Annotated in this window: 21 protein-coding genes; 5 read left to right on the top strand and 16 right to left on the bottom strand. The window is 59.4% G+C overall.

Annotated elements, in window-relative coordinates; genetic code table 11:
- Nucleotides 1–78 precede the first annotated feature (78 nt).
- Together FHW77_RS02125 and FHW77_RS02120 are read right to left on the bottom strand one after the other, a co-directional pair.
- A complete protein-coding gene (locus FHW77_RS02125; RefSeq protein WP_003585661.1) occupies nucleotides 79–2,013 on the bottom strand; it encodes a putative bifunctional diguanylate cyclase/phosphodiesterase in 1,935 nt (644 codons plus the stop codon).
- Between the two features lie 9 nt (nucleotides 2,014–2,022).
- Nucleotides 2,023–2,529, bottom strand: coding sequence for a putative pterin-binding protein (locus FHW77_RS02120; RefSeq protein ID WP_003585660.1), 507 nt, complete (start codon nucleotides 2,527–2,529; stop codon nucleotides 2,023–2,025).
- Between the two features lie 614 nt (nucleotides 2,530–3,143).
- On the opposite strand from FHW77_RS02120, the gene FHW77_RS02115 reads away from it, so the two are divergent.
- Both FHW77_RS02115 and FHW77_RS02110 read left to right on the top strand, forming a co-directional pair.
- Complete coding sequence (locus FHW77_RS02115; RefSeq protein WP_003585659.1) at nucleotides 3,144–4,580, top strand: NAD-dependent succinate-semialdehyde dehydrogenase; 1,437 nt, start codon at nucleotides 3,144–3,146, stop codon at nucleotides 4,578–4,580.
- 245 nt (nucleotides 4,581–4,825) lie between these two features.
- Nucleotides 4,826–5,923 (top strand): DNA alkylation repair protein, encoded by a 1,098-nt coding sequence (locus tag FHW77_RS02110; protein WP_003585658.1) that lies wholly within the window; start codon nucleotides 4,826–4,828, stop codon nucleotides 5,921–5,923.
- Nucleotides 5,924–5,944: 21 nt separating this feature from the next.
- On the opposite strand, the gene FHW77_RS02105 is transcribed toward FHW77_RS02110, so the two are convergent.
- The 5 genes from FHW77_RS02105 to FHW77_RS02085 form a co-directional block, all read right to left on the bottom strand.
- Nucleotides 5,945–6,970 (bottom strand): sulfate/molybdate ABC transporter ATP-binding protein, encoded by a 1,026-nt coding sequence (locus tag FHW77_RS02105; RefSeq protein WP_003585657.1) that lies wholly within the window; start codon nucleotides 6,968–6,970, stop codon nucleotides 5,945–5,947.
- 5 nt (nucleotides 6,971–6,975) lie between these two features.
- The gene (gene cysW / locus FHW77_RS02100) at nucleotides 6,976–7,863 is read right to left on the bottom strand and encodes a sulfate ABC transporter permease subunit CysW (protein WP_003585656.1); all 888 of its coding nucleotides are present in this window, start codon (nucleotides 7,861–7,863) and stop codon (nucleotides 6,976–6,978) included.
- Nucleotides 7,864–7,867: 4 nt separating this feature from the next.
- Nucleotides 7,868–8,689: a sulfate ABC transporter permease subunit CysT gene (cysT, locus tag FHW77_RS02095; RefSeq protein ID WP_003585655.1), complete on the bottom strand. Its 822-nt coding sequence runs from the start codon at nucleotides 8,687–8,689 to the stop codon at nucleotides 7,868–7,870.
- Nucleotides 8,690–8,762: 73 nt separating this feature from the next.
- Nucleotides 8,763–9,749: a thiosulfate ABC transporter substrate-binding protein CysP gene (gene cysP / locus FHW77_RS02090; protein ID WP_003585654.1), complete on the bottom strand. Its 987-nt coding sequence runs from the start codon at nucleotides 9,747–9,749 to the stop codon at nucleotides 8,763–8,765.
- A gap of 169 nt (nucleotides 9,750–9,918) precedes the next feature.
- Nucleotides 9,919–10,977 carry an enoyl-CoA hydratase/isomerase family protein gene (locus FHW77_RS02085; RefSeq protein WP_003585651.1) on the bottom strand — a complete coding sequence of 353 codons (1,059 nt, stop codon included), beginning with the start codon at nucleotides 10,975–10,977 and terminating at the stop codon, nucleotides 9,919–9,921.
- A 296-nt stretch (nucleotides 10,978–11,273) separates the two neighbouring features.
- Between FHW77_RS02085 and FHW77_RS02080 the strand changes: the two genes are divergently transcribed.
- Nucleotides 11,274–11,534, top strand: a complete 261-nt coding sequence (locus FHW77_RS02080) for a DUF2934 domain-containing protein (protein WP_003585650.1) — start codon at nucleotides 11,274–11,276, stop codon at nucleotides 11,532–11,534.
- Nucleotides 11,535–11,722: 188 nt separating this feature from the next.
- On the opposite strand, the gene FHW77_RS02075 is transcribed toward FHW77_RS02080, so the two are convergent.
- Nucleotides 11,723–12,568, bottom strand: coding sequence for an SH3 domain-containing protein (locus FHW77_RS02075; protein ID WP_003585648.1), 846 nt, complete (start codon nucleotides 12,566–12,568; stop codon nucleotides 11,723–11,725).
- A gap of 256 nt (nucleotides 12,569–12,824) precedes the next feature.
- Between FHW77_RS02075 and ubiG the strand changes: the two genes are divergently transcribed.
- A complete protein-coding gene (gene ubiG / locus FHW77_RS02070; RefSeq protein WP_003585646.1) occupies nucleotides 12,825–13,577 on the top strand; it encodes a bifunctional 2-polyprenyl-6-hydroxyphenol methylase/3-demethylubiquinol 3-O-methyltransferase UbiG in 753 nt (250 codons plus the stop codon).
- A gap of 33 nt (nucleotides 13,578–13,610) precedes the next feature.
- Here ubiG and FHW77_RS02065 read toward each other — a convergent pair whose 3' ends face one another.
- The 4 genes from FHW77_RS02065 to FHW77_RS02050 are packed head-to-tail and all read right to left on the bottom strand — an operon-like array spanning nucleotide 13,611 to nucleotide 16,026.
- Nucleotides 13,611–14,039, bottom strand: a complete 429-nt coding sequence (locus tag FHW77_RS02065; RefSeq protein ID WP_003585644.1) for a DUF1178 family protein — start codon at nucleotides 14,037–14,039, stop codon at nucleotides 13,611–13,613.
- Entirely contained in the window at nucleotides 14,036–14,896 is an 861-nt protein-coding gene (locus tag FHW77_RS02060; protein ID WP_003585643.1) for a carbon-nitrogen hydrolase family protein, read from the bottom strand. Before FHW77_RS02060 ends, FHW77_RS02065 begins: the two co-directional genes overlap by 4 nt.
- A 24-nt stretch (nucleotides 14,897–14,920) precedes the next feature.
- Complete coding sequence (gene grxC / locus FHW77_RS02055) at nucleotides 14,921–15,175, bottom strand: glutaredoxin 3 (RefSeq protein WP_003585640.1); 255 nt, start codon at nucleotides 15,173–15,175, stop codon at nucleotides 14,921–14,923.
- Between the two features lie 59 nt (nucleotides 15,176–15,234).
- A complete protein-coding gene (locus FHW77_RS02050) occupies nucleotides 15,235–16,026 on the bottom strand; it encodes a ComF family protein (RefSeq protein ID WP_035211661.1) in 792 nt (263 codons plus the stop codon).
- A 140-nt stretch (nucleotides 16,027–16,166) separates the two neighbouring features.
- Between FHW77_RS02050 and FHW77_RS02045 the strand changes: the two genes are divergently transcribed.
- Nucleotides 16,167–17,048, top strand: a complete 882-nt coding sequence (locus FHW77_RS02045) for a methyltransferase domain-containing protein (RefSeq protein ID WP_003585636.1) — start codon at nucleotides 16,167–16,169, stop codon at nucleotides 17,046–17,048.
- 17 nt (nucleotides 17,049–17,065) lie between these two features.
- Here FHW77_RS02045 and FHW77_RS27050 read toward each other — a convergent pair whose 3' ends face one another.
- The 4 genes from FHW77_RS27050 to FHW77_RS02025 form a co-directional block, all read right to left on the bottom strand.
- On the bottom strand, nucleotides 17,066–17,236 hold the full coding sequence (locus FHW77_RS27050; protein WP_006698497.1) for a Flp family type IVb pilin: 171 nt from the start codon (nucleotides 17,234–17,236) through the stop codon (nucleotides 17,066–17,068).
- Nucleotides 17,237–17,334: 98 nt separating this feature from the next.
- Nucleotides 17,335–17,649: a hypothetical protein gene (locus FHW77_RS02035; RefSeq protein WP_003585635.1), complete on the bottom strand. Its 315-nt coding sequence runs from the start codon at nucleotides 17,647–17,649 to the stop codon at nucleotides 17,335–17,337.
- A gap of 171 nt (nucleotides 17,650–17,820) precedes the next feature.
- Nucleotides 17,821–18,234: an 8-oxo-dGTP diphosphatase MutT gene (gene mutT / locus FHW77_RS02030; protein WP_003585633.1), complete on the bottom strand. Its 414-nt coding sequence runs from the start codon at nucleotides 18,232–18,234 to the stop codon at nucleotides 17,821–17,823.
- Nucleotides 18,231–19,007: a GNAT family N-acetyltransferase gene (locus FHW77_RS02025; protein WP_003585631.1), complete on the bottom strand. Its 777-nt coding sequence runs from the start codon at nucleotides 19,005–19,007 to the stop codon at nucleotides 18,231–18,233. Before FHW77_RS02025 ends, mutT begins: the two co-directional genes overlap by 4 nt.
- Nucleotides 19,008–19,020 lie beyond the last annotated feature (13 nt).

Here is a 19,020-nt window from a genome sequence, read left to right as displayed (position 1 = left end):
TGCGGTAACCGGTATGGGTTTTCGCGAGCGACGGTATCACTTGGTAAAAATTCCAATGGCCGCCAGGACAGGCGCGTCTCAGGCAGAGCTCCAGGCGACGAGTTCCTTGGCCGGCAGCGGCCTGCTGATCAGATATCCCTGAACCTGGTCGCATCCCAGACGCCTGACGCATTCATATTGCTCTTCCGTCTCGATACCTTCCGCAATCGTCGTCATTCGCAAACTGCGGCCAACACCGACCACGAATTCCACGATCGCCAGCGCATCCCGGTCGCTGGTGATATCGCGCAGAAAGGATCGGTCGATCTTGATCTTGTCGAAGGGGACGCCGCGCAGATTGGCGAGCGATGAATAGCCAGTGCCGAAATCATCCATGGCGATCTTGATGCCGACAGCCTTCAGCCGCGACAGCGTGTTGATCGTCTGGTCGCTCTTGTTGAGCAGGATCGATTCGGTGATCTCAAGTTCGAGCCGGCTTGGTTCCAGTCCGCTTTTTTCAAGCGCGCCCATGACGTTTTGAATAAGGTTGGTACTATGGAACTGAACGGGTGATAGATTGACGGCCACCTTCATGTCCTCGTCCCAGCCCATCGCCTCGCGGCAGGCAGTTTCCATCACCCACTTTCCGAGCGAATGGATGAGACCGGTTCTTTCCGCGACGGGAATGAACACACTGGGGGGCACATCGCCGCGCACCGGATGTTTCCAGCGAAGCAACGCCTCGAAGCCGCAAAGCTTGCGCGTCTGCGTCGCCACCTGCGGCTGGTAATAAACTTCCATCTCGTCGTTCTGCAGTGCCGTCTGCAGATCGGCTTCGAAGGATTTCTTCTCGGTCAGCTGCTTCTGCATCCGAACCTTGAAAACGCTCGCACGACCTGGACCGATGGCTTTCGCCTCGTAAAGCGCCAGATCCGCCCGCTTGAACAATTCATCCGCATCCACTGCACCGTGCGATATGGCGATGCCGATGCAGGTGCCGATTTTGACCTCCTGCTCACCCAGCTGATAGGTGCGGCTGATCTGATCGATGAGCTTGGTGGCAAGACGGCGCGCGGCGTCCTCATTCAGATCGTCGGAGACAACCGCGAACTCATCGCCTCCAAGGCGGCAAACCATGTCATAATCGCCGCCGATGGCCGAGAGGCGCTGCGCCACGGCCTGAAGCAGCGCATCGCCTGCATCGTGGCCGAGCGTGTCGTTGACATCCTTGAATCCGTCGAGATCGAGCAACAATATGGCTGTCGTACCGGTGCCACCGAAGGACCGGCGCAGCCGCTCGATCAGTTCCTGCCGGAACAGCGCCCGGTTCGGCAGGCCCGTCAGCGCATCGTGATAGGCATCATGCTCCAGACGGACATTCTTTGCCTGCAACTCCAGCGTCGCGGCGCGCAGATCGTCCGTCAGCCCGCGCATGCTTTTCTGCGCGCGGTTCAGGAGATCGTTCTGGCGAAGCAGCAATATGACAAGCGCGATGCCGCAGAGGATGAGACCGCCCGCCAGCGCCGTATAGACGATGTGGAGCTTGCGGACATCCTCATGGGCGGTATCGATCAGATTCACATCATACGCGACGGAAGACGAGGCGAGCGTCGTCATCGGCGCATCCAGCGCGCTCATAGCGGCAAGAAGATCCGGCACATCGCTCGAATTCAAGCTGTTTATCTGCTGTTCGAGACGCGCCAGAACGGCGTCAAGGCGGGTTACCAGATCCCGCCATTGCTGCTTTTCATTGATGAAAGCGCCGAGGTTGCCCTGCTTCAACAGCTCCAGGCGACTGAGCATGATATCCAGACGCAGCTGCAATTCATCCCGGTCAACCCTGCCGGGATTAAGCGCGAACACAGCGAGTTTATTCTGGAGGCGCAGATATTCGGCTACTGTCTGGCTGACGGCCCATGAGTCATTATAGCGGGCGAACTTCTGCAGAGCGGTCTGCCGCTCGGCAATGACGAAAGCGATATAGCCCGTTGCCAGGACGAAGCAACAGATGATCACCGCCACAAGTTTTCGCAAACGGCACCTTTATTCCACTATCAGTTTGGCGACTTGCCATGCGGACCGCGAATAATAAGTCTGCTTCTGCAGTTCCGGATCGCTGTCATAGGGATAGATGACAAACAACGGGCCCTTTTCGCGTACTGTCATATAATTGCCATCCAGTTTGATGGCGAGGATAACATTGAATTTCTTAAAGTCTTCAACCGGTATCGTGCTCACATAATCGTTGAGAGCCACCGCCGTGACACTGGTGCCCTTTGCGCCGACGACATCCATCAGCTTGGCAAGCGACACACCGTCAAAACGGACACGGCCGTCGTGCCACGGTGTCGTCGTCTCCACGGTGTCCATGCCGAGCGCTTCCAGCATGTCGCGGTCAAATTCCGCAGCTCCATCGGTATTGGTGTTGGTGATGTTGCCGGATATGGTTAATATCGGCTTGCCCTGCGGCTTGGCTATGTCTCCCGCCTCGGCACAGGAAAGCCACACGAGCGACATGAACGCACTGAGAAGTACCCGGGCGAAATTCATAATTTTTCTCCATCGATAACGTTCAGGTCGAGGGTTTTCGCCAACCCTGGAAGGTCAAGGGAACCGCCAACAGCATATATATCAGGAACCGATGTTATATCCTCACTGAGATTTTATCCGTATTTTCTCTAGGTATTGAGTAAACCCTTTGGATAATTTTTCCGTCTTATTGTACTTTTTGACGTTGCGCGCCCTGTTATGACGCAACCGGTAACGCCGCGCACCGCCCGCCCCCGATCCGTCCAGCGTGACCACGGCCGAATTGTGGCCGAATTTCCACCGTTTCCTTACGAAGCAACGTGATTCGCGCCCGCCGTTGCCGCCGGAAATCGGCATCGACATCCATGACGGCACAAACGGCGAATGATGGTTCCGCGTCACATAAAAATCATGGCATTACCTCGGGCAAGCGGTTGAAACATACCGCCCGGAACTTAATATAAGCACTGTCGTTTCCGTTTCCGGCAGTCCACGACCTCCGCCGGAAAAGCCCAGACACCTGTTCCACGCTGCGAAAGCTGCGACGCCGGATTTCGTCCGGCCAGGAAAATTCTGTTCACCTCTCCGGGCCGGGCGGCATGCGCCGTATCGGCCGCATCATGAAGGTAGCCCCTATGCACACCTATCCCGACATCAAACTTCTCATTGGTGGCGAATGGCGCGATGCCGTTTCCGGTAAGACAATCGCCGTCTCCGATCCGGCGACGGACGAAATCATCGGCGCGATTGCGCATGCCGAGAAGGAAGACCTCGATCTGGCGCTCGCCGCCGCCGAGCGGGGTTTCAAGGTGTGGCGCGACACCTCGCCCTTTGAGCGTTCCAAGATCATGCGCAGGGCGGCCGACATATTGCGCGAGCGCAAGGACAAGATCGCCTACATCATGACCCGCGAACAGGGCAAGCCGCTGGCGCAGTCCGCCACTGAAATCATGGGCGCGGCCGACACCATCGACTGGTTCGCAGAAGAGGCGCGCCGCACCTATGGGCAGGTCATCCCGGCGCGGGCAACCGGTGTCTCACAGCTGGCCATCAAGCTGCCGGTCGGACCCGTTGCAGCGTTTACGCCATGGAACTTCCCGATCAACCAGATCGTCCGCAAGCTTTCCGCCGCGCTTGCAACCGGCTGCTCCATCATCGTCAAGGCGCCGGAAGAGACGCCGGCGTCGCCTGCCGAACTCATCCGCGCCTTTGTTGATGCGGGCGTTCCGGCGGGCGTCGTCGGCCTCGTCTATGGCGTACCGTCAGAGATTTCGGAATATCTCATTCCGCATCCGGTCATTCGCAAGATATCCTTCACAGGCTCCACGCCCGTTGGTAAACATCTGGCTGCACTGGCCGGCAGGCACATGAAGCGCGCAACGATGGAACTGGGCGGGCATGCGCCTGTCATGATCTTCGACGACGCCGATATCGACAAGGCCATCGAAGTCACCTCGCTTGCCAAGTTCCGCAATGCCGGCCAGGTCTGTGTCGCCCCTACCCGCTTCCTCGTGCAGGACGGCGTGGCCGATCGGTTCCTTGAAGGTTTTGTGGAAGCAACCAAGGCAATCAAGGTGGGCAATGGCCTGGAAGATGGTGTCGTGATGGGCCCGCTCGCCAATGAGCGTCGCATCCCGGCGCTGGAAGGCCTCATCAACGACGCCGTTTCGCATGGCGGCGAATTGAAGACCGGCGGCCGCCGCATCGGTAACAAGGGCAATTTCTTCGAGCCGACGGTTCTCGCCAATGTGCCGACATCAGCCAAGATCATGAATGACGAGCCCTTCGGCCCGGTCGCCATTATCAACCGGTTCTCAAGCTTCGATGACGCCATCACCGAGGCGAACCGCCTGCCCTTCGGCCTTGCATCCTATGCCTTCACCGGTTCGGTCAAGACCGCGCACGCGCTTGGCCAACAGGTCGAGGCCGGCATGCTGACCATCAACCACAACGGCCTTGCTCTTCCCGAAGTCCCCTTTGGCGGCATCAAGGACTCTGGTTATGGCACGGAAGGTGGCTCCGAAGCAGTCCAGGCCTATCTGGAGACGAAGTTCGTCAGCCAGATGAGCTGATTTGCCCAGAAAATTCTTCTCCCGCCGCGGAGAAGGTGGCCCGAAGTGCCGGATGAGGGGGCAAGCTCGCGACTTTTCGCTGACCTTGCCTCCTCATCCCGCTACCGCGAACTTCTCCTCGGACGGGCAGAAGACGTTTGTGGCACGCGCTCGGTCCGTCAGCAGTATTCGAAAGCGACTTAGTCTTCCCTTGCCTCGCCTCTCCTCCTGCCCTAAAAGAACAAAAAGTGAACTTTGAGGACATTATGAGCGACACGGCGGCACCGGCACTGAAGGAAATCTTCAACCACGAGAAACTGCAGCATATCGCCGATCAGACCAGGGCCGTTCATCCGCCCTTCGACGCTTCCGCCTTCATGGCGCTCGCCACCGAAAACCTTGAAGCGCTGGGCATCATGCAGCGCATGCGGCAGGTGGCAACAAGCCTGCATGCGACGCTTCCCGGCGACTATGCCCGCAACATCGAAATCCTCACCGCCGCAGCGCCCGGCATCGGCAACGGTTTCGCTTCGATTTCGCTTCCGGAGTATGTCGCGCTTTACGGCCTTGATGATTTCGATCTTTCCATGGACGCGCTGCAATATTTCACCCGCTTTGGCTCCTCGGAATTCGCCATCCGGCATTTCCTGCAAAAGGACCTGACCGCCACCCTTGCCGTGATGGAAACCTGGTCACGGCACGAAAATGAGCATGTGCGGCGGCTTGCAAGCGAAGGCTGCCGGCCTCGCCTGCCATGGTCATTCCAGCTCAAGCCCCTGATCGATGATCCCTCGCCGGTTACCGCGATCCTCGACACCATGAAAGCAGACCAGGCGCTTTATGTGCGCAAATCCGTCGCCAACCACCTGAACGACATCACCAAGGATAATCCCGCTTTTGTGCTGGCGCTCATCGATGAATGGCCGAAGGACAACCCGCATACACGCTGGATCATGCGGCAGGCCTTGCGCACGCTGATCAAGAAGGGCGACAGCGCAGCGCTTGCCCATCTCGGGGCGCATGAGGAGGCGCAGATTACACTTGCGGCGTTCGAGGTATTGCCGGCAAAAGTCGCTCTCGGCAATCCGGTGCGGATTTCCGCCTCTTTCACTTCGACGGCGAAGAGCCGGCAAAAGCTGGTGATCGATTACGCCGTGCATTATGTGAAGAAGAGCGGCGATGCCTCCGCAAAGGTCTTCAAGTGGAAGGAAGTCGAGCTTCCGCCCGGCGAGACATGTAAATTGTCAATCAGCCGAGCCATACGTGATTTTACGACCCGCAAACACTATCCCGGTGTCCACCGGGTCGACCTTGTGATCAACGGCAGGCTAATAGCCGAAAGCGCATTCGAACTTCTGTTTTAAGCGGGCAAAGGCCCTCGCGCCTTACGGCGCCGGGAAAATCTTCGCCCGGCGAATGATGACGGAACCGCGATCTCCGGCGGCGACGTCGTTTTCGGGCGGCACGTCGAATTCCAGAATATCGCCGCCGTCGGTACTGGCGATCACCCGGCGCTCACCGGCGCGGTCAAGGACGCGCTCCACGGAGGCCGGTATGCCTTCATGCAGGTCTTCCCACTCCAGATCGCCGGGACGCGCGTAAATATCAACCGCGCCATCGCCCTGAGCATAGGAGAAGGGCAGTTCATTCTCACCCACATACACCTTTCCGCCGCGCGCCACACCGGCAACCCGGTTGGCGTCTCCCAGAAAGCGCATGACGAAGGCACTGTTCGGCTGGCGGCAGACCTCCTTCGGCGTGCCCTGCTGCACGATTTCGCCCTGATTGAGAATGACGACCCGGTCGGCCAGATCGAGCGCCTCTTCCTGGTCATGCGTCACGAAAATCGTCGTGATGCCGAGCGAATCGTGGATCTCGCGCAGCCAGCGGCGCAGGTCGCGACGCACATTGGCGTCCAGCGCTCCGAAAGGCTCATCCAGCAATAGCACCTTGGGATCGACCGAAAGCGCCCGCGCCAGCGCCACACGCTGCCGTTGGCCGCCGGAAATCTGCGCGGGAAAACGGTCGCCCAGGCCATCGAGCTTCACCAGTCGCAGCAATTCTTCGACGCGCGCGGCGATAGCCGCCCTGTCCCGGTTCACCTTCGAAACCTTCATGCCGAAGGCGATGTTTTCGTTGAGCGTCATATGCGGAAACAGCGCATAATGCTGGAACACAAACCCCACACCGCGGTCACGCACCGGAATATTGGTGGCATCCTCCTCCCCGAAGAAAATCTGGCCGCCATCGCTATATTCGAGGCCGGCGACCATGCGCAAAATCGTGGTCTTGCCGGAGCCTGACGGACCGAGCAGCGCCAGAAGCTCGCCGCTTTCGATATCAAGCGAAACATCGCGCACGGCACGGAACGTATCAAAGGTCTTCACCACATTTTCGAGGCGGATTTTCATGGGAATCAGGTCTCCGTGGCGATGGCGGCATCGCCGTTGGTCTTTTTACGCCCGCGCCCTGCGCCGCGCCGTTCCAGCGCCACCTTGGCGATGATGGTGACGACGGCGAGGGTCGCGAGGATCGACGCCGCGGCGAAAGCGCCAGCCGTCTGGTAATCGTGATAAAGCAGCTCGATATGCAGCGGCAGCGTATTGGTCTGACCGCGAATATTGCCTGACACGACCGATACGGCGCCGAATTCTCCCATTACGCGGGCGTTGCACAGCACGACACCATAAAGCAGCGCCCATTTGATGTTCGGCAAGGTCACCGAAAAGAAGGTTCGCCAGCCGGATGCGCCAAGCGAGGTCGCCGCCTCCTCGAGATCACGACCCTGCGCCTGCATGAGCGGAATGAGTTCACGCGCCACGAAAGGCGCAGTCACGAACATTGAGGCGATAACGATGCCGGGAAGCGCAAACAATATCTTGATATTATGCGCGTCGAGGAACGGCCCGAACAGGCCCTGCAAACCATATACGAAGAGATATGCGACACCGGCAACGATCGGTGAAATCGAGAAAGGTATCTCGATCAGCACCAGCAGGAAGCGCCGGCCCGGGAAATCGAACTTGGTGATGGACCATGCCGCTGCAACACCGAAGGCCGTATTGACCGGCACGGCGATCAGTGCGGTCAGCACCGTCAGCATAATGGCGTGACGAGTATCCGGATGGGTGATGGTGGCCGAATAGGCCTTCCAGCCCTGCGAGAACGCTTCCACACCGATGATGACGAGCGGTGCCACAACGAGAAGCGTGCCGATGATGAGCACGAAGGCGATCAGGCTGCGGCGCACAAGAGGTGCATCGCCGACACGGGGCGGTTTGCGATGTGAGGAAACGCCGCTCATCTTCTCAGCCCCTCGCCGTATATCGAAGCGCGCGCGCCTGCAGATAATTGGTCACCGCCAGCATCACGAAGGCGGTGATAAGCAACACGGAGGCGATGGCCGCTGCCGCCTGATAATCATATTCCTCGAGCCGGATGAAGATCAGCAGAGCGGTGATTTCCGTCGAGAACGGCTGATTGCCTGCGATGAAGATGATTGCCCCGAATTCACCCAGGCTGCGGGCGAAAGAGAGCGAGAGACCGGCGAGCAGAGCCGGAGTCAGGAGCGGCAGGATGATCTTGCGGAAAATTTCAAGATCGGAACCACCGAGCGACTGCGCCGCTTCTTCCAGCGCCGGATCGAGGTCTTCCAGCACCGGCTGCACGGTGCGCACGATGAAGGGCAGGCTGGTAAAAGCCATCGCCACCATGATGCCAAGCGGCGTATAGGCCACCTTGATGCCGAATTGCGCCAGCACCGAGCCGAACCAGCCATTGCCGGCAAACAGCGTCGTGAGGGCGATGCCAGCGACGGCGGTGGGAAGCGCGAAGGGAAGATCGACGATCGCATCGACAAAACGCCAGCCGGGAAAGCGGTAGCGCGTCAACACCCAGGCGAGCGCAAGTCCGAAGATCACATTGAACAGGGTTGCGGCCAGTGCGCAGAGCACGGTGACACGGTAACTGGCGACGGCCCGCGGCGAGGAAATGATGGACCAATACTCAGCGGGCCCGAGGCTTGCCGCCTTGAACACAAGCGCCGAGAGCGGCAAAAGCACAATGATGGCAACGTAAGTGAGGGTAACGCCAAGGGACAGTTTCAGCCCCGGCAGAACATTCCGCTTCAAACCCCGCCCCCATCAATCAAAAAGCGACCCGGCAGTTTCCCGCCGGGTCATTCAAATGTTGCTGTCGCTGTGATTAGCGGCTGCCGTAGAGCGTATCAAGCGTCGCGCCGGATGCAAAATGCTCTTTCTGGATTTTAGTCCAGCCACCGAAAACGTCATTGACGTTGACGAGGCGGATAGCCGGAAACTTGTCCTTGAACTCACCGACAACCTTTTCATTATGGACACGGTGGCCGAATTCAGCGGCGATGCGCTGCCCCTCTTCGGTATAGAGGAAGTCGAGATAGCTTTTCGCCAGATCGCGAGAGCCACGCTTGTCGACGACCTTGTCCACCACGGCAACCGGGAATTCGGCCAGCAGACTGACGGAGGGCACGACGCCTTCCACCTTCTGGGCGCCATATTGCTTGGCGATGCCACGGGTCTCCGCTTCAAAGGTAATCAAGACGTCACCGATTTCACGCTCCACGAAAGTGGTGGTTGCAGCGCGGCCTCCCGTGTCGAAAACAGGCGTATTGTCGAAGATTTTCTTGACGAATTCCTGGACCTTCGCGTCGTCGCCCTTGAACTTTTCCTTGGCGTAGGCCGTGGCGGCGAGATAGGTGTAACGGGCGTTACCGGAGGTCTTCGGATTGGGGAAAACGACCTTCACGTCGTCGCGGACAAGATCGTCCCAGTCTTTGATTCCCTTGGGGTTGCCGGCGCGGACAAGAAAAGAGGGGAAGGAATAGAAGGGCGATGCGTCATTCGGGAAATCCTTCTGCCAGTCAGCGGAAACGAAACCCTGCTTCACCAGAAAATCGACATCGGTCACCTGGTTGAAAGTGACGACATCGGCTTCAAGACCCTCGACGATGGCACGCGCCTGTTTGGAGGTGCCGGCATGCGACTGATCGACGGTTACGCCCGGATGCTGCTTGATGAACGCCTCGTTCTCGGCCGCGAAGACCTCGCGGGCGACATCATAGGACGCGTTGAGAATGGTAGTCGGAGACTGCGCCTGCGCCGCACCTGAAAAAAGAGCGGCGATGGCAGTTCCGATAATGAGAAGACGTTTCATGAATACCCCCGGCAATTCGAATGGTGCTCAACATAGCGGGCGGCAGCAACGCCCGCGAGAAACAACTATCCCTTGCCGGAGGGTGGATTGGAAATTTCGCCCAAATAATATTCAATTGGAAGGCGAGGATTTCATATAGGCCCCGAACCCGGATTTCTTTTGCGCCTCACTAAAGGCGATGATCGGGAAAAAGGTTGCCGGAATGCTCGGCGAGATAGGGCGCAAGGTCCTCCTCCCGCACCTCTTCCAGCCGCGCCGGCGACCAGCGGGGATTGCGATCCTTGTCGACGAGGGCAGCGCGCACGCCCTCATAAAAATCACGTTGGCGCAATATCTCCGTGCCGGCAGCAAATTCCCGCTCAAGGCATTCGATGAGGCTCGCGCTTTCCCGACCCAGGCGCAGCAGCTTCAGGGTCAGCTTAAGGCTGGTGGGGGAGCGCTTTTGCAGAACCTCGAGGGTCTCGCGTGAAAATGCATCTTGGCGCGCCGAGAGCGCGGCAAAAATCTCCTCGACCGTGTCAAAACGGAATGTCGCGTCGATGATCTCCCGATTGAGGGATAAGATGCCTTCGCCGGCCTCAATAGCGTGCGCCGTGATGGCCGTCTCAACACTGTCCGTATCCACCGATCGCGATAGATCCTGAACCAGCCTGCCAAGGCGATCCGAAGGAACAAGATAATCGGCAAAGCCCGCATAGATGGCGTCGGCGGCAGTAACGGCATTGCCCGTCAGCCCCAGCCAGGTGCCGCATTCGCCCGGCGCCCGTGGCAAAAGCCAGGACCCGCCAACGTCAGGAAAATAGCCGATGCCCGTCTCCGGCATGGCGAGCTTTGTGCGCTCCGTGACGATACGATGGCTGCCATGGGCTGAAATGCCAACGCCGCCGCCCATGACAATGCCATCCATCAGCGCCACATAGGGCTTGCCGAAGTGGGCGATACGATAATTGAGCGGAAATTCTTCCCGCCAGAAATCAAGGACCTGTGGGTCCCCCGCCTTGCCGAGATCGTGAATGATACGGACATCGCCCCCGGCGCAAAGCCCCCTGTCCCCTTCTCCGGTCAACACCACACAGGCAACGCCGGGTTCCTCCTCGAAACGCTGAAGCGCATGGAACAGGTCGCGCACCATAGGCAAGGTCAGGCTGTTGATGGCCTTCGGCCGGTTGAGGCGAATGATGCCCGCCCCTCCCTGTTTTTCGACGATGACCTGCGCATCCGTTTCCATTCTCCGCTCCAAGACCGCCTCCTCCGCTGCCCGTTCGTTCGGCCATCTTGGCGGCCTTGGCGCAATCACGCAACGTTGATCTTGCGTTGCAGGAACGTCTTTCGCTCAAACCGCTTTAACGGGCAGAAAATGCCAGAAATCGGTTTTCGCAATGCAGCATGTTTGCTTGACGCCCGGAAAATCATGGCATGTAATGGCCTCTGGAAATGCCGGCATTGATTCCTGTCGAGCGTGTGCCGGACCAAAGCGGAATGTCGCCTTCTCATAGGCGCTGTAAACAGCAACGGGAGACGAGCATGCAGGTTTCGGAACACGAATGGATCAGTAAACGCGCATATACACTCTGGGAAAAGGAAGGCCACCCGCACGGGCGCGATGCGCACCATTGGGAACAGGCCAAACATGAATTTTCGCTGCTGAAGACGTCGGAAGCGACGAAGCCCGCAACGCGCAAGAAGGCCGCTCCCAAGGCCGCTGCGGCAGAGGCGGCACCGGATGCACAAGCTGCCGCAAAACCCAAGGTCCGTGCCAGCAAGGCTGCCACCACCACGAAGTAGCAAACACCTACGCATCGATCAAAAGTCTGGAAGCAACCAAGTAGTGCGCGGGTGTATAGCCTCGCCAGATGCGTTTTACGGAGGCATACTGGAAGCGCTTCCTACAAGTGTAATGTCCCCGGCAAAAAACCGGGGACATTTTTTCACAAATCATGTTTGACTGGCAAGTATTCCCCCCAGTCTAAGCTTTATTGTCTCGACAGGCATTCCGTATCCGCCGGATCACAAGCTCGATAGCTCCGGGGTGCCTGCTCGGGTGGACGAACCTGCTCCTGTGACGGAGCACGGCCTTCGGGACGTCGTTGTTCTTCAGGTTGAACACGACGCTCGGGGCGGCGCTGACCATCATCCTGGTTGAACTGACGGTTGCGGTCGCGATTTTCATCTTCCCAACGGCGGCGGTCGTCGTCGCGACGCGGCCTGTCCTGATTTCTGTCGCCCTGGTTCCAGTCGCCGTAGCGACGTTCCCAACGACCATCATTCGGACCACCGCCCTGGCGGGGATCACGCCACTCATCGCGGCGGCCATCACGCCACTCATCGCGGCGGCCATCGCGCCAGTCGTCACGCGGACGTGGGCGATCCCATCCAGCACTCGGGGGCGGGGCGTTCCAGTAGCCGCCTGATGGCGGCGGGCGACGCCAACGGTCACGTTCGCGGTAAAAGTCGCGATCGCGATAATAACGGTCCCAATACCGGCCAGCTTCGAAGGTGATTATGGGAACGCCGAGATCGCGATAATAACGGGGCTCGACGTAGACCCGGTTTTGCCGGAATGTCGTCTGGATATAGCGGCCGGCTACCCAGCCTCGACCGTTGACGAAAGACACATCACACCACGGGGTATCGGACAGGCAGCCGTGTACCGTCAATGGTGCGCCGACGGGGATCACGACAACAGCCGGATAGGCTGTGCTGGGACCGGAGCGCATATTCACATTCGCGGTGGCGAATCCCCGCGTTGCGGCTTCGGCAAGGGCCGGCGCGGCGAGCATGGCCACCAGCGCAATTGCGCCAAACAGTTTTTTCTTCACTTCTTTCTCCTCAAGCAAAGGCCCGCTTTGCCCTTGTCGGCATCCATCCTGTTCGATGGACGAGCATGCGTTCCGCATACTGCCACGATCGGAAAATACGCGCTCTTCCATGAACGCAGCATGAAACAAATGAGGGGCCGCATCAGTTCCCCTGCGGCAATGAGCGCCCGATAAATCGCTGCCGGAGAAAGCCTCCGGTCTTGACTTCGGGGGGCAATCGTCCGACTTCAATGCAACAGCAATATGGAGCAGAGCCATGAGCGAGACCGCACAGACGACCGTCGACCAGAGCGAAGTGGATCGCTTCTCCGCGATGGCCGCAGAGTGGTGGAGCCCGACCGGCAAGTTCCGCCCGCTGCACAAATTCAATCCGGTGCGTCTCGAATATATCCGCAACCGCATCTGCGACAATTTCGGCCGGGACCCGAAGGCGCACCGCCCATTGGAAGGGCTGCGCGTTCTCGACATCGGCTGCGGCGGCGGTCTTCTCTCCGAACCCGTCGCCCGCATGGGCGCCGATGTGGTAGGCGCGGATCCCTCGGAAAAGAACATCGGCATCGCCTCCACCCACGCCCGTGAAAGCGGGGTCAGCGTCGACTATCGCGCGGTGACGGCCGAACAGCTGCAGGAAGCCGGCGAAACCTTCGACGTCATCCTCAACATGGAGGTGGTCGAACACGTGGCCAATGTCGATCTCTTCGTCACCACCTGCGCGAAAATGGTACGCCCCGGCGGCCTGATGTTCGCGGCCACCATCAACCGCACGCTGAAAGCCCGGGCATTGGCGATCTTTGCCGCCGAAAATGTTTTGCGCTGGCTGCCGCGCGGCACACATCAATATGAAAAGCTGGTTCGCCCGGAAGAGCTTGAGCGGCCGCTGGTTGCAAGCGGAATGGATATCATCCACCGGACAGGCGTCTTCTACAACGTGCTGCAGGATCGCTGGAACCTCTCGCCGGATATGGACGTCAACTACATGATGCTGGCAAAGCGCCCGGCGCAGGGGTAACGCCGGGCGCTCCGTAAGCGATGTCTCTGAAATTCAGTTGACGTCGTCGGGCAGCACCGGCAGCGGTGCGATCTCTATGCCCTCTTCCAGCAAGGCCCTGGCGTCCTGCACCGAGGCATTGCCGATGATGCCCCGCTCGTCCGCTTCGCCATAATGGATCTTGCGGGCTTCCTCGGGAAACCTGTCGCCGACATCTTCGGCAGTGGCGCGAATATTGGCGACGGCCTCGCGGATTTTTGCAAGCGCCTCTTTTCTGGCGGCATCCATGGCGAGCGTCTGGCGTTCGTCCTTCTTGCGGGCGGTGGAAACCGACGGCGCCATCAAAAGCTTGGAGACCTGCGCGGAATTGCAAACCGGGCAGGAGAGGAAACCGCGCTGCAACTGATCATCGAAATCGTCGCTACCGGCAAACCAGCCTTCGAACTCGTGGCCCTTTTCACAGGCTAGCGCATACCGGATCACGCTGCCTCACCTCCCACAGGTTTGAGGGGAATGACCGTATCCAGCCCGAACTCCCGGGCATTGCGCAAATTGGGAATCTTTCCACGGGCGGTCGCCACCAGCGATGTATCGATCTCGGCGAAGATGATCTCCTCGCCAGCGCCGCCGGCGACTGCCAGAACCTTACCCCAGGGATCGATGATGATGGAATGGCCGAATGTTTCACGCCCGTCCTCATGTACGCCCGCCTGAGCGGCGGCGATGACGAACGCGCCGTTTTCAATGGCGCGGGCGCGCAGCAGAATTTCCCAATGGGCTTCCCCGGTCTGGCGCGTGAAGGCAGCGGGAACCGTCAGGATCTCAGCGCCGGCAAGAGCTTCCGCCCGGAAAAGCTGCGGAAAACGGACGTCGTAGCAGATTGCGAAGCCGAATTTACCCAGCGGCAGTTCAACGATGCGCGCCACCTCGCCGGGCTCGTAAGCGGCGCTTTCGCGCCACCTCTCGCCATTGTCGAGATCGACATCGAACATGTGAATCTTGTCATAGCTGCAGATGCGCGAGCCGTCCGGCGCGAAGAGGAAGCCGCGATTGGCGATCTTGCCGTCCGGGCGGGCAATAGCCGTAGAGCCCACATGGACGTGAATACCGAGTTCGCGGGCAAGGCGTGCGGCGGTCGCGACGATGATATCGCCATCATCGTCGCGCAGCTGGGCCCGCAGCGCCTGCCTGTCCTTCTGGATTGCGCCCGTCATTTCCGGGGTCTGAACATAAACAGCCCCTTCGGCCGCGGCGGCGCGCACAAGCCGATCCATATCGGCGGCATTCCTCGCCGTATCGACACCGGAGCGCATCTGAATGGCGGCAGCCTTGAAACTCATGATTTCCTCCGTCGGTCGGGCAGATCAGGCCGCCAGCATCGCGTCCAGCTTGCCGGCGCGGTCCAGCGCATGAAGATCATCGCAGCCGCCCACGTGCTGGCCATTGATGAAGATTTGCGGGAAGGTCGTTCCGCCCGATTTCTCGATCATCTCCTGCCGGTATTCGGGCGTCGTCGTGGCGTTATATTCGGCATAATCCACGCCCTTGCTATCCAGCAGCGCCTTGGCGCGCGCGCAATAACCACAAAAATCCCGCGTATAGATTGTCACCGGTGCCATGTTTTCAAAGCCTCGCAAACGTGCGGTCAAGCGCACGGTTTCCTCATGTCATTACGGCTTCATATAGGACCGGAAATGGCCATTGCAAAGGTCAAAACTGTCACTTCCGCAGCACCCGCTTTTCGGAGGGCCCGGCTTGCCGCACGCACTGTCGCGCCGGTGGTGTACACGTCATCCACCAGCACCACGTGCTTGCCTGAAACATCCGCTTCCCGACCAGGCGCGAGAGCAAAAGCGCCCCGCATATTGTCACGCCTGGCGATTGCCGAGAGCCCAACCTGCCGCTCCGTCGATTTCACCCGCAGCAGGGTGCCGGCGAGCAAAGGCTTGTCAGCCGCCCGGGCCAGATGCCGCGCAAGCTCGGCGGACTGGTTGAAACGGCGGCGCAGGAAGCGGTAGCGATGCAGAGGAACGGGCACGATGCAATCGCAGGCGCTGACCGCTCCGTCGTCTGCTCGCAGCATCCACAACGCCATCAACCGCGCAAGCTCTGTCCGGTCCTGATATTTCAGACGGTGCACCAGCTTGCGGGCGACGCCCTGATGGCTGGCGGCGGCACGCAGACGGTCAAAGGGCGGCGGGTCGGCAATGGCCTCGGCGCTGACAATGTTTTCGCCATGGTCGCGGACAAAGGGAATGCCGAGAATTTCGCAATAAGGACGCTCGATAAAAACAATGTCCCGCCAGCACTCCGGGCACAACGCCCCTTCTGCGCCGATCATGCGGGTGCAGCCGGCACAGGTCGGCGGGTAAATCATGCGGAAGACCGAACGCAACACGTCTCGTGCGACCCGCGGTACGACCGCGGATTTCGATAGCATCCCCGAAAACAGACCTTCACCAGCACCCATGAGGTTGACTTTAGCGCCGAACGGGTGCCTTTGCGAGACAGATCATTCCGGCTGATGCCGGAAAAGCAATGCCTGAAACGGCATGACACAGAATGCGGCCCCGCCGTACCGATGGCGCCAGAGGCCGAGCAGGCAAGACGATGGACATTCTTTTTGACCAGGCCGTGATTGAACAAAACCGTCGCCGGGCGTGGAACCGGCGCGACGACAAAGCCCTTTTTCTTCTCGACATGGCGGCTGAAGAACTGGCAGACAGGCTTGCCATTGTCGAACGCCAGTTCGAGACCGCCATCGAGCTGCATGGCGGCACCGGCGTTGCCGCCCGGCGGCTGGCACAGACGGGAAAGGTGAATTCCATTCGCCGCATAGAGACGGAAAGCCGTTTCACCACGGATGAAAATATTCCGGAGGCGGCATCCATGGAGCATCTGCCGCTGGAAGAGGCCTCCGCCAATCTCATCGTTTCACCGCTTGCCCTGCATTTGACCAACGACACGCCCGGCGCGCTGATCCAGATCCGGCGGGCATTAAAGCCGGACGGCCTGTTTCTCGGCGCGATTCCCGGCAGCGGGACGCTGCAGGAACTGCGCGACGTGTTGTTGACGGCAGAGGCGGAACTGACCGGCGGGGCAAGCCCGCGCGTCATTCCCTTCGCCGACGTGCGCGATGTCGGCGCGCTTCTGCAACGCGCCGGTTTTGCGCTTCCCGTCACCGACGCGGAAACCTACACGGTACGTTACGATTCGATTTTCCCGCTGATGCGCGACCTGCGTGCGATGGGCATGGCCAATCCGCTGGCAGGCCGTAGCAGACGACCGCTCAACCGTGCCTTTTTCATGCGGGCGGCAGAGCTTTATGCTGAACGTTATGCCGATCCGGATGGGCGCATAAGGGCGACATTCTCCGTCATCTATGTCTCGGGCTGGGCGCCGCATGAGAGCCAGCAGAAACCGCTGAAGCCCGGCTCCGCCAAAGTGCGCCTGGCGGACGCCCTGAAGACCAGGGAAGTCAAGCTATCCTGAACGCAAGAATGACCGTTTCAGAAACTGGCGAAGGTATCGGCGATGAACTGAAACAGGGCATTGATGTTGCTGCTGATGGCGCTCGCGCCGCCGACAAGGGCGACGGAAATCACGGCCACTATCAGGCCATACTCAACGGCGCTGGCGCCGTCTTCATTCCTGCAGAAATCGATAAATGAACGCAGCACAGAATATGCCCAATCCGCCAGCCGGCAATATGACCTATTGAAGTCGGCTTATTCTAGACGGGCTATGTGAGAGATCGGTTACCGACAATGGTAAACGATCAGCAACCGCTCTCATTGCTGTAGCCCGTCACCACGCAGGGCATTTCCGGCATCGGCTGTGTTATGCTACGGCGGATGGAGTATGTCTTGCCCACATCTGTCTTCTTGATGGAGCCGGTGCTGATCATGTCGTAATTGTCGGGAAACTGCGCCACACGCGTGGAAGACTTTCCGGCGAGCATGGGTGTGATGATCAACGACAGGGCGATGACGGCCGTGCCGAAAAGCAATGCGACGTTCAGAACGCCGGTGCGACTGGATTTATCGGAATAAGAGTGACGACCTTCCACCGTCTTCCAGAAATCCTCGTTCATGACCAACCTCGTAACGCGCAGTTTACCGCTTCTTTAGCTTAACAATCTGCCAGAGGGTGCTGAACGATCTCTTAACACAGACCCGTTTTGGCACGGCAAAGCGCTGGCAACGGGGCATTTTCACGAAGCTGTGACGGGATCATAAGCGAGGAACGCCGGCGATTGCCTGTTCTAAAGCAGATCCTGCAGGAAGGGGATCAGCGGCTCATCGGCCGGCGGCATGGGATAATCGCGCAACGCCTGCGGTTTTACCCATTTCAGCGCCTGTCCTTCCCGGCCATGCGCAATGCCCTCGTAACGACGGCACACGTAAAGCGGCATCAGAAGGTGGAATGTCTCATAAGTGTGGCTGGCAAATGTCAAAGGCGCAAGGCAGGCGATCTTGGTTTTGATACCCAGCTCCTCGTCCAGTTCGCGCACGAGAGTTTCCTCGGGCGTCTCGCCCTGCTCCACCTTGCCGCCCGGAAACTCCCACAGGCCCGCGAGCGACTTGCCCTCCGGACGTTGCGCCAGAAGAATGCGGCCATCCTGGTCGAGAAGGGCGCAGGCGGCGACCAGCAGGATTTTTTTGCCGGCCTCGCTCATTCTCCTGAACCCTTGCGCCAATAGCGATAGCGATAGGCCTCGGAGAAGCCGAATTTCTCATAAAGTGCGATTGCCGGCGCATTGGCGGCTTCAACCTGCAGCCACGCGCTTTTTGCGCCGCTGATCCTGGCCCAGCGCAGTGCGGATGACAGGATTTGCGTACCGAGGCCCTTCTTACGCTGCGACTTTTCGACATCGAGGGAAAGGATGCCGGCAAGATCGTTGTCCTGCACGCAGATGACGGTTGCGAGCGGATTGCCTTCCACTTCCTCATTGATGAAGAGACCGAGCGTCGGCTTGATGGAACTGACGATTTCAGCAATTGCCGGGCGCAGCGCCGGATCGCCATCGCTCACCTTGATGCTCGCCTCTACAAAACGGCCGATATCGTGGCTCGGAAGGCTGACCAGCGTTTCCGGCAACTCCATGTCGGAAAGATCGGCAGTCATGACCACAACCTCTTCGAACATCGACCAGCCGTCCCTGACCAGAAATTCCACAAGCTGCGGCGGCATCAGCGTCGTTTCGCGCACCACCAGCGGCCGGCCGAAATCATCGAAACGCTTACGCGCCTTTTCCAGCCGCACCGCGCTGTTTCCGTAATCGGACGGATCGAGCGGCACTACGCAGTTGATACGCTTGGAGGGATGCGAACCCGTGAGACGGATTTGCCAGCTGCCGTCATAAATAACCGACGAGGCTGGCCACGCCCGGAAGCTGACGGCTTCCAGACGGCGAACCAGCGGCAGATTGACGGCCTTGTTGTCCTGCATTCTATTCGGCTCC

The organism is Agrobacterium sp. RC10-4-1 (genome assembly GCF_014138475.1).
Classification (GTDB): Bacteria; Pseudomonadota; Alphaproteobacteria; order Rhizobiales; family Rhizobiaceae; genus Agrobacterium; species Agrobacterium pusense.
Note: the sequence above shows the minus strand (reverse complement) of the source record. Positions and strands in the feature narration are given on the sequence as shown.